Annotated in this window: 9 protein-coding genes; all 9 read right to left on the bottom strand. The window is 49.8% G+C overall.

The window, feature by feature from the left end; genetic code table 11:
- Positions 1 to 36 precede the first annotated feature (36 nt).
- A complete protein-coding gene (locus WF331_RS21300; RefSeq protein WP_284363932.1) occupies positions 37 to 1,095 on the bottom strand; it encodes a hypothetical protein in 1,059 nt (352 codons plus the stop codon).
- 76 nt (positions 1,096 to 1,171) lie between these two features.
- Complete coding sequence (locus WF331_RS21295) at positions 1,172 to 2,380, bottom strand: glycosyltransferase family 4 protein (protein WP_284363934.1); 1,209 nt, start codon at positions 2,378 to 2,380, stop codon at positions 1,172 to 1,174.
- A complete protein-coding gene (locus WF331_RS21290) occupies positions 2,377 to 3,639 on the bottom strand; it encodes a glycosyltransferase family 4 protein (protein ID WP_284363936.1) in 1,263 nt (420 codons plus the stop codon). The genes WF331_RS21295 and WF331_RS21290 overlap by 4 nt, the downstream gene beginning before the upstream one ends.
- Complete coding sequence (locus WF331_RS21285; RefSeq protein ID WP_284363938.1) at positions 3,639 to 4,070, bottom strand: hypothetical protein; 432 nt, start codon at positions 4,068 to 4,070, stop codon at positions 3,639 to 3,641. The genes WF331_RS21290 and WF331_RS21285 overlap by 1 nt, the downstream gene beginning before the upstream one ends.
- 22 nt (positions 4,071 to 4,092) lie before the next feature.
- Positions 4,093 to 5,757 carry a hypothetical protein gene (locus WF331_RS21280; protein WP_340623265.1) on the bottom strand — a complete coding sequence of 555 codons (1,665 nt, stop codon included), beginning with the start codon at positions 5,755 to 5,757 and terminating at the stop codon, positions 4,093 to 4,095.
- Between the two features lie 47 nt (positions 5,758 to 5,804).
- Positions 5,805 to 7,955: an alpha/beta hydrolase gene (locus tag WF331_RS21275; RefSeq protein WP_340623264.1), complete on the bottom strand. Its 2,151-nt coding sequence runs from the start codon at positions 7,953 to 7,955 to the stop codon at positions 5,805 to 5,807.
- Positions 7,945 to 14,217, bottom strand: a complete 6,273-nt coding sequence (locus WF331_RS21270) for a methyltransferase domain-containing protein (RefSeq protein WP_284363944.1) — start codon at positions 14,215 to 14,217, stop codon at positions 7,945 to 7,947. Before WF331_RS21270 ends, WF331_RS21275 begins: the two co-directional genes overlap by 11 nt.
- Before the next feature lie 13 nt (positions 14,218 to 14,230).
- The gene (wecC, locus tag WF331_RS21265) at positions 14,231 to 15,493 is read right to left on the bottom strand and encodes a UDP-N-acetyl-D-mannosamine dehydrogenase (RefSeq protein WP_284363946.1); all 1,263 of its coding nucleotides are present in this window, start codon (positions 15,491 to 15,493) and stop codon (positions 14,231 to 14,233) included.
- A complete protein-coding gene (gene wecB, locus WF331_RS21260; RefSeq protein ID WP_284363949.1) occupies positions 15,490 to 16,632 on the bottom strand; it encodes a non-hydrolyzing UDP-N-acetylglucosamine 2-epimerase in 1,143 nt (380 codons plus the stop codon). The genes wecC and wecB overlap by 4 nt, the downstream gene beginning before the upstream one ends.
- Positions 16,633 to 17,141: the final 509 nt, after the last annotated feature.

Here is a 17,141-nt window from a genome sequence, read left to right as displayed (position 1 = left end):
TTTCGGAGTTCTGAAAGATATTTGACTCGTTTTCAATTACTCGCGAAATAACGTAATAGGCTTTCCAAGCGGTGTAAAGGCAATGCCAGCCCTGTATGTATAGCTATCTCCCCGATCAAAAATGTAGCCGTCCGGTCGTTTTGTTTTATCTGCCAAGATGACGCTTAAAAAAGCTTTTGACAAACGACTGATCCTAAGCATTTTCTGAGAGTCATCAATATATCTATCACCATCAGCGAATCCGCGATCAATCCATAATGTCATCGTGCCTACATCATAGTCCCTGAATGAATAGGCCCATGCCCCAGGGGATTGAGACTTACTGCCTGAGTCGTTGTCGGAGTCGATATAAGGAGCCCAGTCCGAGTCAACGCGCCCATAAGTTTTAAAATCACCTTTGAAACCGTAGGTTATAGCTTGTAATCCGTAGTCAACGAATATGCCAATATCGTCGAGGGCTGTATTGGTGACATCAATATAAATTCCACCATCCCGGAACGTCATGGAGATATTTTGACGAATTACAATTTTGCCATTGTGTAGCGTGTTGTATGCGCTTATTCCGTTTGCTATATATATGGTTACGTCCTTGGCTTGGCCACTTCCGGAATTAACGTCAAAACCATCGGCGATGATTTTGTACTCCATATTTTTTGCCGTCTTATTTCCATCGCTCATGCCGTTGGAGCTTTGGACGCCGCCGGTAAAACTTTGGAGTGAAGAGTTATTGCTCTTTAACGATTTAACGACTATAGGCGGCAGCCAGTCACTGGAAGTATTGCTGACTTGTTTCCAGTTTGTTCTTTTTCCATCAATGGAGGTTCTGTGCTCAATGGATCTAATATTTGGGAGCATACTTGCTCCAAATTTCTCCATTGTGACTCTATAAGAGTGGGCACCATCATCCCATGAAACGCGAAGCACCTTTTCTCCCCTGACGTCCCAGCGGAGTAATCGCGCCTCTCGTTTGATAGAAGAATCTGTGTCGGACCAATAGTTGGACTTTTCAAATATGGATGACCTGGTGCTGTCATAAAGAGTGATGGCTACCGCTGCGGTGACAAAAAGCACTAAAAGAATGCCTAGTTTTTTCACGATTTCCTATTCCGTATTTCGCTATAGAGACATAGTAATAAGATCCGATGCGCTATCAGGGGGGCACCAAATATTTTTAATTTTGGCTGCGGAGCATTTTGTTGGTGATATGCAAAATTTCTTGAGCCATTTTTTTCTTTATCGTACGCCTGGAGAATTGTTGAACAAATTCAAGGCGAGATGTATTTTGTAATTTTAGCTTTTGCAATGCACTAATGGCGCCATCAATGTCGCAGGGTGAAAATAAAGCGGTGTTTTTTATGCGTTTTTTTGCAAATCTTGCTGGATATCCTGATAAACCGCCCCAAATGGGCTTGCCTGTCGCAGCATATTCAAAAAGTTTGGAGGGTAAAACTCTTCGAAAAGCCTTTAGATTATTCAGATGCAAAAATAAAATATCTGCATCTCGATAAAAGGATAAAAGCTCATCGCGCTTCATTGGCGGATAGATCTTGACATTCATTACGTTAGCTTTTTTAAGCGCTGTCTGCAGCGTCTCTAGGCCTCCGCCTGCTCCAATAAGGTGGAACTCTACTTGGTCGTTTAGACGCTGTGCTAGCAACGGAATGATCTGATCGAGGCCTTGTCCAGTGCCAATATTTCCTGCATACACTACTTGCAGGCGAGAATTGCTAACTCTTAATGAATTAATTTCCTCTGGGGGAGCTTCTTTAATAAATAAATCATCAACTCCATTGGTATATAGGGTGAAATCCATGCCGGGATACCGAGTGGTAAAGTAAGGCAGGAATCCAGGGGATATAAGGTTGACTTTCGCCGCAGAGTTTATGGTCCATTTTTCTATAGGTGAAAATATGGAGGCCGCTAATTTACCCCATCGCTCGGGTAACATGTCTCTTACCGTGTCCACAAAAATATCTCGCATGTCTAAGTATAGCGCGCAATTATTTCGGTGCGAAATGATTGCGCCGAGAGTTGCGGTCATTAGTCGCGAGGATGTAGAAATAATTAAATCATATTTTTTGTTGTTTGTGATTTTCAATGCATTGAAGGCAAAGTAGGTGAATGACAGCGCTTGGTCTCGTACTCCGCTTCGATGAGCTGGGATATGAACTCGGCGAACTATTAAAAGCGGTGATTTCTCCATGCTTACCGCGCTGGTGGTATATGAGTGGTATCGATTAGGTTGGGTCGTTACTACCTCGATATCAACTTTCTCACCCAGTTCGCTACGCAGCGCCTTAACTAAAGCCTCAGCACGAAAAGAGCCCGCAGATAGATCTGGAGGGTAATAGAAGCTGAGCAGAAGTATCCGAATAGTCAAGGCTGTACCTTTGGCGTGATAGAGGCTGAACCCAATACTTGGTGGTAAAGATCGACTAATCGCGATTCTTGCTCTTCCCAATTCAAAGTTTTGGCTGCAGAGCAAGCATTATTTGCATAGAACCGTCTAAGCTGTGAGTTTTGCGTCAAGCAATTCAATGCGTAGGCAAGTGATTCGGGATTATTTGGTGGGACCAGTATGCCAACATCGTGTGACAAAACAATTCGCCGGATTTCTGGGAAGTCTGTAGCTACAATAGGCAGCCCAGCAATCAAATATTCAAATAGCTTGTTGGAGTCGGTAGTGTAATGGTTCAGGCATGTATTTTCTATTGGCTGAACGCCGATATCTGCAGAGGATGTGTAGCTTGGAAGATCCTTAAGCTCTACAGTGGGAATGAAGTGAACTTGATCTTTTAAATTCAACTCTTCGCTGAGGTGCTCTAAAGTTGATGTTAGTCTGCCGCCGCCTATGAAAACAAAGTAGGCTTTTGGAACATAAACAGCTGTGCGAATGAGTTTCTCTAAACCACGTCCCTGCTGAAGGCCTCCTTGGTAGAGTATGATTGGCCAAGGAGCCGTTAGCCCAAGCTCTTCTCGGATTCGATTTGACTTACAGGGGGCTGTTAGCCTAGGACGATTTTGGAGTACTGTTGGTCTTGATATGCCATAGGCACGAGCGAAATACTTCGCTCGTGCCTCAGTAGTGGTGATATTTGCATCAGTCTTAGGCATCAGTCTACTTTCTATAACGCCTACTACAGACCGGAAGTTAGTGTAGCCTTCTCGACTGGTACTTATTTCGTGCGCGTCGTAGACCAGGCGTGTACGACGCAAGCGTGCAGCCAGCCAAGCAGTCGGTAAAGTGTTTACGTCGTGAGCGTGAATAACGTCAGCACGATACAGGGTAATCTGGATCAAAAGTCCAAGATGTGTCCATGTACGCGCTACGATTCGCAGTAATTGGTGCTTTAAATCGAGATTGGCTTTTGGCAATTTAGGTTTGCCAGCAATTTTTTCTCGACTTTGCAGTGGAGTGCTTTTGCGCCAGCGCCAAAAAGGGCTGCGTGCTACGCGAAAAACCTCTATACCGTCCGCGAGTATCTCTCGATTTTTTGTTTTGCCAGGTGTGTGTAATGCAAACACCGCGACCTGATAACCAGACTGCTGTAAGGTTTGGGCTTCCTTAAGTACGCGAGCGTCATTAAGAAACTCATTCCAAACAATCATAGCAACGCGCATCACTTTACCGTTTGACATCAGTTGTTTGGCCAAGCCATAAGAAGGCGGGTGCTAGTAGGTTGGTTGTTTTTATCAAGTACTTTTACAAGATACATATCGATTCCAGTGGCGTTGTCTTTTCTGAAGTGAGTCCGAATATTTGTTTCAGTTTTTGTGATTTCTTTTGCAGTATATCCCGCAGATGCGAGGTACTCATTAATTGGTGCGTTGACGCTGCTAATTTCAGTCGGCCCCAGGTCAAAGGATACTTGTCGAATGTTTTTTCCATCATGGGATTTAGTTTCGTCCAAGATCGCTTTGTTAGGGAACAATATTGACCCGCCCCCTGGAATGTCCAATTGATATTGGCCTTTACCTGGGATCACTGAAAATGATGTGGTTTGTTTCTCTTGGTTGTTGTCACAGCCGGTGATAAGGATGGCAAGAGCTGCATAAATCAAGAATTTCATATTATTCTCCTCGGTGTTGTGTCTAGATTTGCTTCATTAATTCGATTGCGATGTTGTAGTTCTGTCTTGTTAATTGCTGCTCCAGTGCGTAGGCGATTGCAGTAGTACGGATCTTGGAAATGCACTCAGATCTGGACTCATACTTGGATATCGTTTGTTCATCTATGTGGTCTTCAATTGCTTTAAGATCCTGTGGTGCGGTCGGCCAACCAGCCCCTAAGTACTCAACTCCCCACCGTGTCCAGTTTGAGCAAAATGGGTTTCCAAGACTATCCAAATAAATAGTTGCCATTGAAAGGTCAGGGTTGATAATTACGAGTGGAGAGCTGGATATGTCTTCAATAATAGAAGATAGGCGATTTTCAAACTCTTCTATGACTGCTTGGTCGCTGTCGCAACATACTGTTTTTGCTTGGTCAAGAAGTTCTTTGTTAAGGTTTTTGGTAAAGAATGGCTTGGACCTTTTGTACTTTTCTATGGTTTCTTCACAAGGTTCTACTTTCCAGCATTTTGCGAGGGTTTGATACCAGGTTGATTTGAGTTTGACTGGCTCTGGCTTTCGAGCCATGTCTCCGTTGAAAATGGAGAAAAAATAATCGTTAACTTTTCTGGTGACTAATAAAGTTGGACACGGCAATGCGGATGCCCATTCGCTCATGAAAAGTAAAGACTCATGCTGGTAGACAGTATTTTTTCCGGGGCCGTAGAACTTGGAGGTGTACAGTTCGCTTTGGTGCGTTTTTTTATCGACTACACACAGAGCGAAAGCAATAATGTTGGGTGTGCCTGTCTGTGTGTATGAGGACTCCACAAGTTGCAAAGATATGTTTTTATCTAAGCCGAGAGTTTCACGGAAAAGAGGCTCCCTGGAATTTCTCTCAAGTAAGCTCCAGAATATACTTTGTGTTTCGCTGATTACAGGTTTGAATTGGTGCGAAATAAAGAACAAGGAGTTAATCTTCGCTTTGTGCGAGCAAGCATAAAGTATATCAGAGCAAAGTGAGGCCGTCCTTTGGATAACTTGTCGAGCAATAATCAAAGAGGCCAATGGGGTTAATATATCCCCAGGTTGCTCAAGGTGCGAGTAAATTAAAGTCGCGAAAACAATTAAATATGAAAGTCCGTTATAAATTGGTATTGCGGCGTTGGTTTTTTGTGGGGTGCGTTGTGCGGAGTTCGAGAATATAAATAGCAAAAGCGCAGCGCTTATTGCGAGTAGGAGCAAGAAGCTGAGCGGGGTTAGGTTGCCGCCAACAATGAAGCCGATGGCTATGAAGGCGACAGATGCCAGCAAGTTGCAAGTTTTGTTGTAAACCAATTTTGCAAATGTATCTTGATCTTCGAAGAGCTGAATCTTATTGGCTGCTCTGATTAAGTTGCGAGCTCCGCTTTCCATTATACGGTTTGCGAAATAGTTGGCAGTGTGATGAATTAGCAAGAATAAGGCGGAAGCTAAACACAAAGCTAGTACAACTTGGTTCTTGGTTGCGCCCGGAAGAATAGCATTAAAATAGTGGGGAAGGGTGCTAGCTCCTGCAATGATAAGGGTTTTGACTGGGAGGAAGAAGGCTAGAATGGCAGAAGCGTTTGCGAGCAGCAATAGAAGCGTCGCTGACAGGCTTCTAACAGGAGAGGCTATGCAGATTTTTTTGCATAGTGATACTAACCACATAAAGTCGGATTTCATATTCATTGTGATTTGAGTGGGCCGGCGTTTGTCCGGCCCTTACACCTTTAACCGAAATTGACCAGGGCGTTATCAAGAGTGAATGTTTTACTCTCGGTATTACCAACGGGCATAACGCAGTATTGATCGCGGATGTTATAAATATTTTTCAGGGAGAAGTCTTTGGAGTTAAGTAGACGCTCTCTTATACCTGCTTCGAAGATGTTCTGGTCTATCCACCACTGGGTGATGTCGGTTCTGCATAGCTGCTCCGAGATATAAGCAATGTTTTTCGCAACAGCTAACGCGTTCGGCGTGTTGTTGAAGAAAGCGAACCCACCAGTATATTTTTCCCAAGGTGCCATACCATTTTGCAAAACTCGTGATAGCACGTCGATATTTTCGCTTTGCATCATCTGGACTAGGTCTATGAACGACTTCTTGATGACTGTATCAAGATCCAACACCAATACAGGTATATTTGTTTGGGTAACGAGCTGATGAATGTTTATGAATCTGAGCAGGGATGCAATTGGTCCTTTGTTTATCTCAGTAGTGATGTCTGCAACAGAAATCTCTATGCTTTTTCCGCCCCATTGCTCAATGCGGCTAAGATAGGTCTTTGTGTCCCCGCCCAAGAATGTGATGTGCAGTATTGCATCATTACTGCAGTGCTTGGTGAATGATTTGATAATATACTTGCCATAAAGGTTAAAGTATTTCTCGTCGCAGGAGATGCTAACTATATAATTCTTGTTCTGGCTTTCAAAACGTGCGGGAACTACGCTCTTGCCCTGAATGTGGACCATTTTAGGGTCATAGTTTACAGGGGCGAAGGTGTTCTCGGTGTAAACAGTAGCGGCTGGAATGGCTATGTAAGGACTATATTCCGGCGACTTATTTGAATTAAACGTTTTGATTGAGTTGTTATAGGCTTCGTAATCTTTATGCTCGTAGCTGGTGATTGCTTTGAAGATATTTCCAACGTTCGCAATTTGGCTATCACTGCAAGAGTCAATAAGTGACGAGATTTTGTTAGTGGCTTCTACACTGTCGTAGTTATACAGATAGCCACGACAGCAGTAGATGAAACCTTCGAGAGTTTCACGCCGGCTTAGTGCTTCCTGTGCGGCTTCTAAAATTCGAGTATTAAACGAATTCGTCCATTGTTTTTCTATGGAGCAAACCTTCAATAGCGGCCAGTCTGCTGTTTTATTGAGCTCACTGGCTTGGTACAGCTTGGCAATGGTTTGTGTATAAACTTCCTTGTCGGCATCGGTCCTAACGAACTTGATCTGCTTGGATAGCTCAATTGCCTCGTTAAGCACGGTTTTATAGTCAAGGCTCGCAGTGTCTTCCCCGGAACCAATTTCCTGAATTACAATTTGAGTGACGGGCTTGGCCTGGAGGGCTGCTTTAATAAATTCGACACCGATCACAGTCGGAAGTGGCCGATGACCGATATTCTCAGCATGTATTTTAAGCTCCGCCCGACCTTTTTTATTGAAAGCCTTATCGTGATGATTAAGAGCTTTAAAGAGGTCTAGTGCGGCAAGAAATTCGATGTCTGCATTGTTGGTGATTATTGTGAAGTTTGGAGTGTTTTTTTCTTTCTTGAATCTATCGAAAACAGATATAAGATGAGGGTGCTCAGATGCAAAGGATTCCAACTTATCGCCTTTTAGGCAATATTTTTCAATATCTCGAATGGCCCCCTTAACGGGGTAATCTCGCAAGTCTAACTGTGGGACCTCGGCAATTGCTAAGGATCCTTCAACTACGCTCGCCATCATAAGTGCTGCGAAGCCACCCATGGATGAACCATAGAAAATGATATCGCAATTACTAACATTGAGCTTTCTGGCAATCTGTTGAACTTGCTTCGCGTGCCGCGAGATCAGGTCTTTTGTCCCATCGCCAAGGAACCAGCCGCAATATATATCATTAATCGAAAATGTGGGGTCATTCAGGGAGATGACATTTTCATGTATATGGCTGGACCAAGACCAGCGATGAAATACTGCCTCTGGCTTTTCACGCCCAGCAGGCAGCGCAGATGGCATCAAACATACCAACTTTTTCGAGTTGCTGACGAAGTGAGCGAAGCACTCGAAGCGTTCAATTGCCGGATTCTCGTCATGAATGCGAAACTGCTTGTTAGTCTCGACGGAGCTCTGCAAGAACTCGTTGATAGTAAGTTGTGTTGGCTCAAACTGCATTTTCTTCAAACCTTTGGAAAATAGAAATTTCCTGAGAAACGATTTTTTCATTAGCGCGATTTTGTCTGACGTTATTTGCAGCATTCTGAGATAGCGTCGAAAACTTTTCAGCGTTGAAGTACATTTCTTCAATTGAGTTAGCGAGTCCTGTCGCATCGTCCTTAGGTACAAGATACCCGCAGTGGTGATCTGCAAACTCCGGTATCGCGGCTACGGCAGTGGTAACTGGCACTAAACCGGAAGCCATAGCCTCATCCCTTGAAACTCCCTGGGTGTCCATACGACTTGGACACAAGAAAATACCGTACTCCTTATGAAGGGCGGAAATTTCTTGATGATTCATGAAGCCTTTTTGAATTTTTACATTCGAGTAGGCCCGCAGGGGCGCAACTGTCTCATCAAACAAGGGACCATCACCAACTATCAAGAACTCTAGGTCGTTAAACCAGGGCTTGACACTAAGGATTTCAATGGATTTTACAGTCAGATCATTCGCATAGGTTCTTGAGGTAAATGGACGTATCGAAAGAACTTTCTTTCTTTGTTCTGCTGGTTTGGCAATGTAGTTAAAGGTATCGGTATTAATCGGGTTGTGAACGATGTGATACTGTTCTTCGCTTAATGTGAAGCCCAAGTCTTCCATCACTTCTTTAGCGAAGTATTGAGAGACAAACACGAGCTTCAGGTTTTTGTGCATCTGCTGGAGTATTTCGCGCCAGAACTTCATGCGTCTTTCACTTGCGAGCTTGCCGAGGTGTAGTTGGTCGTCATTCTCGAAGTTGTACTCGCGACGCCACCAAGGCTGAATTTCAGCGCCATGTACCCACACAATAATACGAGTGGTGTTAAGGTAAGCGCGAAGAACATTCCACATGTTTTCATCTAGGAAATGCACGAGAATAGACTTGTATCGATTCTTCTCGAGCATTTTTTTTAGGGTGGAGCTGCAGCCGGTCACGACGTCGACATTCTGGAATTCGTGATAGCTCACACTTTCGTTGTCGCGTAAACGGAACACATCTACGGTTAGACCTTGATCTTTATATGCCGAGACTCGGCCATGTACAAATTTGTTACGATAGAGATCTGCGTAGGCAGGGTAATGGTTTGTTAAGAGCAGGTGCTCGCCACGGCCCATCATTTCTGAAGGTTGCAAGTTGCGATGGCCAAGTACCAAAGCTTTCAGCTCTGTGCTGCCCGCGGCGTAGGCACGAAGGCCGAAACGAATGTAGGCCGTTTCTGGCGGTACTTCGGCGGTCTGGTTACGATTGGCATATTGCATGACGTGGCTGATGCGCTGCTTGTCAGCATCAAGGAACAGCACTACTAATTGCAGGTTGAGGCCCGGGGTGCAGTCGAGAAATAGCTTGAGCTTACCTTCTTTGCAGCCGAGGACTTCCAGGCTGCACTCCTGCTTCGCATAGATGTACTCGTGTTTGCCATCTCCCAGCTTGGAATGAACACGCCAGTTATCGCCATCAATTGACAAGTCGAGAAACTTATTGCGGGCTACGCTGAACATTTCAGCGAGGGTGCTGCCACTGATTTCGGGAGCATCATGGCTTATTTCCAGTGGTTCGATGGACTGTGCGCGTGCCTGCAACTGGTCGATGGTCATGCCTAGGTTCAGATCAAGGTCGTTGACCTTGGCGCTTATGCTTAGACGTTGCGTAGCACCGTTTTCGCAGTAATTGAACGGGTCTATAGAAACGCCTTGAGCATGGGTATACTGCAACGAAGGCAGGTTCTTCAACCATATCAGTAGAGGCTGGGAGGCCACGATCTCAATTGCAACCAGCGCTCGGCGTGCACTCAGCGTCTGAGTCGGACGATAGGCCTGTTCATTAGCTACCAATTCTGCACTTTGCCCTTTGCAGGTGAAGTGTGCCTCTTTGCCGACAACTTGTGCACGGCTATAGCGAGTGGCCAGTGCCAAGTCGAGGAGATAGTTCGGACCGTAATAGTCGGAGGGCACAAAAGCGGTTACCCAAGGGGTATTGCCAACCAACTCACCCAGTGAAGTCTTTTTAAGCTGCGCTGGCTTAAGCACTAAGATGCGTGGATCATCGCTGACGATGCTGCTTTGGTAAGCATCGCTGATTATGACCATTCGCACTTGGCTGTAGGTTTGGCGATCCAGATGGCTACGCAGCATATTGAACTGCTCCCGGTCCCGCGCTTCACCGATGACCACAATTTCCGGCAGACGCTGGGCCTTCGCTGAACCGGTCACCTTGCTCATTACGTATTCCAGGCGTTGGGTGTAGGTATGCTCCTGCATCACTTTGCGCAGTGCCGCTAGCCGCAGCTTGTCACTGTTGAGAGGGTCTTCAGCCAGCAGTTGCAGTCGGCGCAACATCTCTTCGCCGTTGTCGGTTGTCACTACCAGATCGCCGAACAGTAGACGTACGCCACGCGAGAAGTTGCTCACGGTCAGCGTATTGCAGCCAAGCAGTTCGAATACACGACGGGCGAACATTGATTGCGACTGCTTGATGGAGTTCAAGTTGATCGCGTAGCGGTAGCCTTTGTAAGCCGTGTCGATTTTCTCGAAAGGGAGGGTGCCGACAATGTATGGCTGATATTCTTCGGGGAACTTATAATTGACATCGTCCTTGCCGAAGTTGCGATCGAAGATTTCCAGCGGGCGGAATTTCGGCAGCTCACAGACGAAGTTGCCCAGGTCGCGAGTACGTTCCGGGTAGCGGGCGTAGTAAGCACCCGCGAAGCAGAAAGCGTCTTTACGCTCGTACAACTCTATCGGGTTGTGCAGTGCTGGCTGGCAGGCGAATGGCAGCAGGTAGACACGGTCGTGCCCCAGTGCACTTTTATACCGATGAATGCAGTCAATGTCGGTGGTAAATACGTGGTCGAACTGCTTGGCGGTGGTCAGGAACGTCTCGAAGTGAACTGGGTCTTCTTTATTCCAGAATACGGTCGGTACCTTGCTCTGACGGCACCACCCCAGAATATCTTGCAGTTCTTGACCGTTGTGGCCAATTTTGCTGCCCCATAGGTCATCCTTTCCGCGCCAGGCGGATTCTATGAAGAGCAGTTCTGGGCCAAAACCTTCGATCTCCGCTTTCCAGTTGGCTGGCGTAAGCTGCATCAGATCGCATTCATAGCGATAGGAGCCGAAGGTAAACTCGTCCATTACGCAAGCTACTTTCAGGCGGCTGACTGGGTGATCGGCTTGGCGTAGCAGAGTAGCGCGGGTTGCCTCGCTAGTCGGCAGGGCGGCCGGTAGCTTGAGGTAGTTGTCGCCTTGAAGGACAGGTGCTGGTGGAAGCAGTGCCCGCAGGGGATCATTGGTAAGTAGCTTTCGCTCATTATGCTGGCGCTGTTGACTGGCCTTGCGGTAGAGGCGCAACAGGCGCACAGGCAGCTTGACCAAATCGCCTAACGAATTAGCACTGTTCTTTATTTGATAGCCCAGCTGGTACGTCATGCTACCGCGGGTCTTGACCAAGCGTTGCTCGGCCAAATGGCGTTGTGTGTTGGCGCGATCCAGATTGGCATTCAGCTCGTCAATCTTGCGCTGCTGGGCCGCACTACGTTCCAACAACTGATTCAGGTTGGCCTTAAGTTGAGGGATCTGCTCTCCTGTGACAGCGCGGTATTTTATGTTTGCGGCACCTAGGCCTGCCTTGGAAGAATTAAGCTCGTTTTCCAACTGAAGGCGTAGCGCTTGCCATTGCTCATTAGTGGCGGCGAGGCTAGATTCAGCGGCTTGACGGCTGGCACTTTCAAATGCCAGTTGTTCCTCAAGAGCATCTTTAGTCTGATTGAGTGACGTGATGCTCTGTACTTGCTCAGTCTGTATCTCTTTAGCCTGCGCGTTGGCGACGGTGAGTGCTTGAAGCTGCTCTTCAAGAACGCTGCGGTTTTCGATCAGCGAATTGATGGTTTTCACCTGTGCGGCGCGCTCACGCTCACTGCGTGAATGCGCCTCACTCACCTCTTGCAACTGTCTTTCCAGCTCGGCTTGGCGTGTTTTCAACAGAGCGATAATTTCAGCCTGAGCGGCATTAGCCCGCTGGCTTTGAGCCTGCAATTCCTTCATATACTCCAATTCGCTTTCCATTTCGGCTTCGAGTTCAGCCTGGCGCGTGCGCAGCGCCGCGTTGATATTGGTCTGGTCGTCAATAACTTGTTGGCTTTGTGACAGCAAGGTGCTCGATTGCTTCGCTTGGCTTTCCAGCTCAGCTTCAAGCTCTGCCTGACGTCCGTGGAGGGCAGCAATATTTTCGACATGCATGTCGTTGGTTGTTTGCGCTTGTAAGTGGGCATCGCAAAGCTCTTGGAGCTGGCGCTCCAAGGCATGATGCTGTACTTGTAATACTGCTAGGTTGGCGGCTTCTTGGGTCGCCAGCTCTTCTGCAACTGCTCGCTGCTGGGTTGTTGCACGCAATTGCTCTTCAGTCGCCTGATGCAGCTGTTGCAATGACTCCAGTTCTCTCTCTCGCTGACCCAGCGCCGAGCTCAGTTGGTTGATGCGTTCTGCTTGGGTATCGGTCTTCTGCTGCGATTGCTGAAGCTGCGCTTGAGTCGACTGCAGTTGCTCTGCGGCAGAGCGTTGCACACTCTGCAGGTTTTCCAGCTCTTTGGAGCGTTGGCTAAGTGTCGAGCTCAGCTGGTCAATACGACCTGCTTGCTCACCGCAATTTTGCTGCGATTGCTGCAACTGCGCCGTGGTGGCCTGTAACTGCTCCTCAGCCAAGCGATGCGACTGCTGCAGCACTTCCAGTGCTTCGTCACGCGCACTGAGCGTTGTGCTCAGCTGGTCGATGCGGCCTGCCTTGGCCTGACTGTTTTGCTGAGCTTGTTTCAATTCAGCTTGCGTCGCCAACAGCTGCTCTTCGAGCGTCAGTTGGTTGCCTACCGCCAGTCGCAGGTCTTCGTTCAACTCTGCATTGCGCTGGGCTTGTTTGCCAAGTTCCTGATTGGCAGCGTCAAGTTCATCGTAGGCCTGAGCGTGCTGGGCCTGTAACTCCTTGAGTCGGTGTTCTGCTTCAGCAAGGCTTTGCTGGCGAGCTTTTTCGAGTGCCGCAAACTGTTGCTCAAGCTGGGAGTACTGTTCAGAGGCGGTAAGGCACCGCTCGTTGGCTTCCCCTAGTTGAGATCTTAATGCGTCGAGTTCGCTGCTTAGCTCCTGAACATTACGAACACTGGCTTCCAAGGATTCCTTGGTCGACTGTTCAAGGGCAACAAACTCCGCTTGACGCTGTTGAACCTGGAGAGCGAGCGCCTCAGCTTTTTGTGCTTCAGGTTTCAGCAATGCGATCTGTTCAGTGGCCGCGCGGTACTTTTTGTTCGCTTCATCCAGCCGCTGGCGGATTTCCTCAAGTTCTTGTACTCGTTGCGCTTTGGCCTCGAGAATTTCACGGTTCGACTTCTGCAGGTTCGCGATGTCGGCATCGCGTGTCTGCAGTTGCTTGGACAGCGCTTCAGCCTTTTGCGCCTCCGGCTTGAGCTGGGCAATCTGCTCTGTGGCGGTGCGATATTTCTTGTTCGCTTCGTCCAGCCGCTTGCCGATGGCGCCAAGATTTCCACGCAACGTGCGTTCAATCGACTCAAACGCCTTTTCCAGTTCACGCACCCGCTCGACAGTCAGCGAGTCGATGGTCCCCGGCTTATGCGCCTCGCTCTTCACAGCAACAATGCCCAGCCACTTGCCAAGCATCTTCACTTCGATGATCTGCAAGTGCTCCGCCAGCAGGCGGAACGGTTCCATCAGGTAGAACGTGTGCTTGTGGTCAATGAAGTCATTGACCCCGAACGGTACGGTGATCACCAGTCGGCCACCCTGCTTTAGCAGGTCGTAGGCCTTTTCGACGAACAACTCCGGGCGTACCAGGTGTTCGAGCACTTCGCTGATGACAACGGTGTCCGGCTCAACCTCGAGCGTATCCAGCGCGAGGAAGTCTGAATTTATATACGTGACGTTCTGCTGGATGTGGGCAGGTTCGGCAGACAGGTAACCCTTGGCCTCTTCGATGGCCTGCGGGCTGGTGTCCACACCGGTGACCTGGCAACCCTCACGCGCCAGCAGCAGGGGCACGATACCCTGCGAGCAGCCCACATCCAGGATCCGGCGCCCTTTGACTTGGGCGCAGATCCAGTGGATGCGGGACTGCGTTTCGCGCATGAACTGATCCCCCAGCTTGCCGTAATAGGCTTCCATCACGCGGTCATGAATATCGGCCAAAGGTGATGGCAGCTCTGTGTTCACGGTAGGTTTCTCAAGCGTGGGGTTGTTCATGCGGTTGGGTCCATCAGGCCTGGGTAACGCCAGCGGCGTCGATCACGAACGCTGCATCGCGTACGTTGAAGGTGCCGCGGAATTCGCGGTGCTTCACCAGCAGCACGTGGATGTCGGCGCTGTCCTGGGCGTAGTCGAAGTCCACGTGTTCATGGCGGGCCAGAAGTTGTGGCAGCGCTTCAATGTTCGGCTCGACCAGTTGCAGGGTGGCTTCCAGTTCGTTGCCCAGGCGCTCGGCAATGCTCAGGGCCGGGCTTTCGCGCAGGTCGTCGATGTCAGCCTTGAAGGCCAGGCCGTAGCAGGCGATTTTCACTTGCTGGGCGGACTTGCTCGGGTTCTTGATCAGGAAGTTGGCCAGCGCCATCTTGACCTTGTCGATCACCCACTCAGGCTTGCTGTCGTTGACCACACGGGCGGTGCGGATCAGGCGCGCCTGCTCTGGGGTCTGGCTGACGATGAACCATGGGTCCACGGCGATGCAGTGGCCGCCAACACCTGGGCCAGGCTGCAGAATGTTGACGCGCGGGTGGTGGTTGGCCAGGCGAATAAGCTCCCACACATCGATGTCCAGCTTGTCGCAGATGATCGACAGTTCGTTGGCGAAGGCAATGTTCACGTCACGGAAGCTGTTTTCGGTCAGCTTGCACATTTCGGCAGTGCGGGCGTTGGTGATGATGCACTCGCCTTCGACGAAGGTGCGGTACAGGCGTACGGCTGCTTCGGAGCACTTCCTGGTCATGCCGCCGATGATGCGGTCGTTTTCCACCAGCTCGCGCAGCACGTGGCCTGGCAATACGCGCTCAGGGCAGTGGGCGATGCGCACGTCGGAATCTTCACCGTGGGTCTGCGGGAAGCTCAGGTCTGGGCGAGCCTGGGCCAGCCAGAACGCCATCTGCTCGGTAGCGCCGACCGGGGAGGTGGACTCCAGGATGACCAGGTCACCCTTTTTCAGCACAGGCGCGATTGCCTTGCTCGCGGACTCGATGTAGCTCAGGTCCGGCTGGTGGTCATCCATGAACGGCGTCGGCACGGCGATCAGGAAGGCATCGGCTGCTTCCGGCACGGTGGAGGCGCGCAGGTAGCCTTCGGTTACGGCGGCGTGTACCACCATGTCCAGCTCAGGCTCGACGATGTGGATTTCGCCACGGTTGATGGTGTCGACCGCGTGCTGGTTAACATCGATACCGATCACGTGCTTCTTGCGAGCGGCGAAAACGGCGGCGGTTGGCAGGCCGATATAGCCCAGGCCTACGACGGAAATCTTGTTGAAGCTCATGCTGCGTCCTTGGAGTTAGAGAATGCGGAGAGTGCGTCGAGGATTCGCGCGCACGCTTTTCCATCGCCGTAGGGGTTGTGGGCGAAGCTCATCTCGCGGTAGGTCGCCTCGTCGGTGAGCAGTTTCGCCAGGTTTTCGGTGATCGATGCCACATCGGTGCCCACCAGCTTGACGGTACCTGCTGCCACTGCTTCAGGGCGCTCGGTGGTGTCACGCATGACCAGCACCGGCTTGCCCAGCGCCGGGGCTTCTTCCTGGATGCCGCCGGAGTCGGTGAGGATCAGGTACGAGCGGGTCATCAGGTAGACGAACGGCAGGTAGTCCAGCGGCTCGATCAGGTGGATGTTGTTGACGTCGGCCAACAAGCGGTTAACCGGTTCGCGTACGTTCGGGTTCAGGTGGACCGGGTAGACGATATCCACGTCAGGGAATTGACGCGCGGTCTGTACCAGGCCCTGGCAGATACGCTCGAAGCCTCCACCAAAGTTCTCGCGGCGGTGGCCGGTGACCAGCACCATGCGGCGCTCTGGGTTCAGGAAGCTGAACTGGGCTTCGAACTGGCTTTTCAGTGCTGGGCTTTCCAGCTTGCGGACTACTTCCAGCAGCGCATCGATCACCGTGTTGCCAGTGGTGTAGATGGTCGCGGGGTCGGTGCCTTCACGCAGCAGGTTTTCCTGCGAGTTGCTGGTAGGCGCGAAGTGCAGGGCGGCCAGGGCACCGGTCAGGCGGCGGTTGCCTTCTTCTGGCCAAGGCGAATACAGGTTGCCGGTGCGCAGGCCTGCTTCCACGTGGGCGATCGGAATTTGCTGGTAGTAGGCGGCCAGGCTGGTGGCCAAGGTTGTTGCGGTGTCGCCGTGCACCAGCACCACGTCGGGCTTGAACTCGGCCAGCACAGGTTTCAGACCCTGCAGGATGGCAGTGGTCACATCGGTCAGGTCCTGGCCGGGCTTCATGATGTTCAAGTCGTAGTCGGGCGTGATCTCGAACAGCTCCAGTACCTGGTCAAGCATCTGGCGGTGCTGGCCAGTGACGCAGACGCGCGACTCGAAACGGTCGTCCTGGGCAAGGTTGAGGGCCAGCGGTGCCATTTTGATGGCTTCTGGGCGGGTGCCAAATACGATGAGGGTCTTGAGGGACACGGCGACGGTCTTCTGTATGAGAGTGAAGGCTGTTGGAACTGACGCTAACGGTAAGGATCTCGGGTGTTACTCAGATCGGCCTGGGGTGGCCTGGGGGCGCAGCTCGACGGAAATCGGGCACGGCCAAGGGGGGAGGTGAAAAAAAATTCATTCTGCTCGGATCCTTCAAGCGAAGCGGTTGTCCTAAGTCCGCAAATTTATCATTTCGTCATCACTATGACATCCCATCTGGCACGTTTTTTTCCCCTGATCGAAGGAAAACGCCGACAAGTATCGATGGATTGGATCCTATTTTTGTTTAAATGATCAATAAAAACGATTGTTTGATGTTATTCAGACATCATGCCAATGAAGTCAATATCACCAAGGTATACGACGAACGGGTGGGGGCCTTATCCGGCAAGGCTTGTAGGAAAAACAACAGCGTTTGGTCTGAATGAAACCCAGGTTAAAGGGGAATTTACCTGGCGGCGATTTGCTATCGCTTTTTTTTCATGAAGTTAACTTGA

The organism is Pseudomonas sp. YNh (assembly GCF_037993085.1).
Classification (GTDB): Bacteria; Pseudomonadota; Gammaproteobacteria; order Pseudomonadales; family Pseudomonadaceae; genus Aquipseudomonas; species Aquipseudomonas putida.
The sequence above is the reverse complement of the archived record's forward strand: the minus strand, read 5'-3'. Positions and strand labels throughout refer to the sequence as shown.

Bases quoted from the DNA above. Each gene is read 5' to 3' on its own strand.
- WF331_RS21290 (WP_284363936.1), bottom strand. From the start codon at position 3,639: ATGTCAAACGGTAAAGTGATGCGCGTTGCTATGATTGTTTGGAATGAG.
- WF331_RS21285 (WP_284363938.1), bottom strand. From the start codon at position 4,070: ATGAAATTCTTGATTTATGCAGCTCTTGCCATCCTTATCACCGGCTGT.
- WF331_RS21280 (WP_340623265.1), bottom strand. From the start codon at position 5,757: ATGAAATCCGACTTTATGTGGTTAGTATCACTATGCAAAAAAATCTGC.
- WF331_RS21275 (WP_340623264.1), bottom strand. From the start codon at position 7,955: ATGCAGTTTGAGCCAACACAACTTACTATCAACGAGTTCTTGCAGAGC.
- WF331_RS21270 (WP_284363944.1), bottom strand. From the start codon at position 14,217: ATGAACAACCCCACGCTTGAGAAACCTACCGTGAACACAGAGCTGCCA.
- wecC (WP_284363946.1), bottom strand. From the start codon at position 15,493: ATGAGCTTCAACAAGATTTCCGTCGTAGGCCTGGGCTATATCGGCCTG.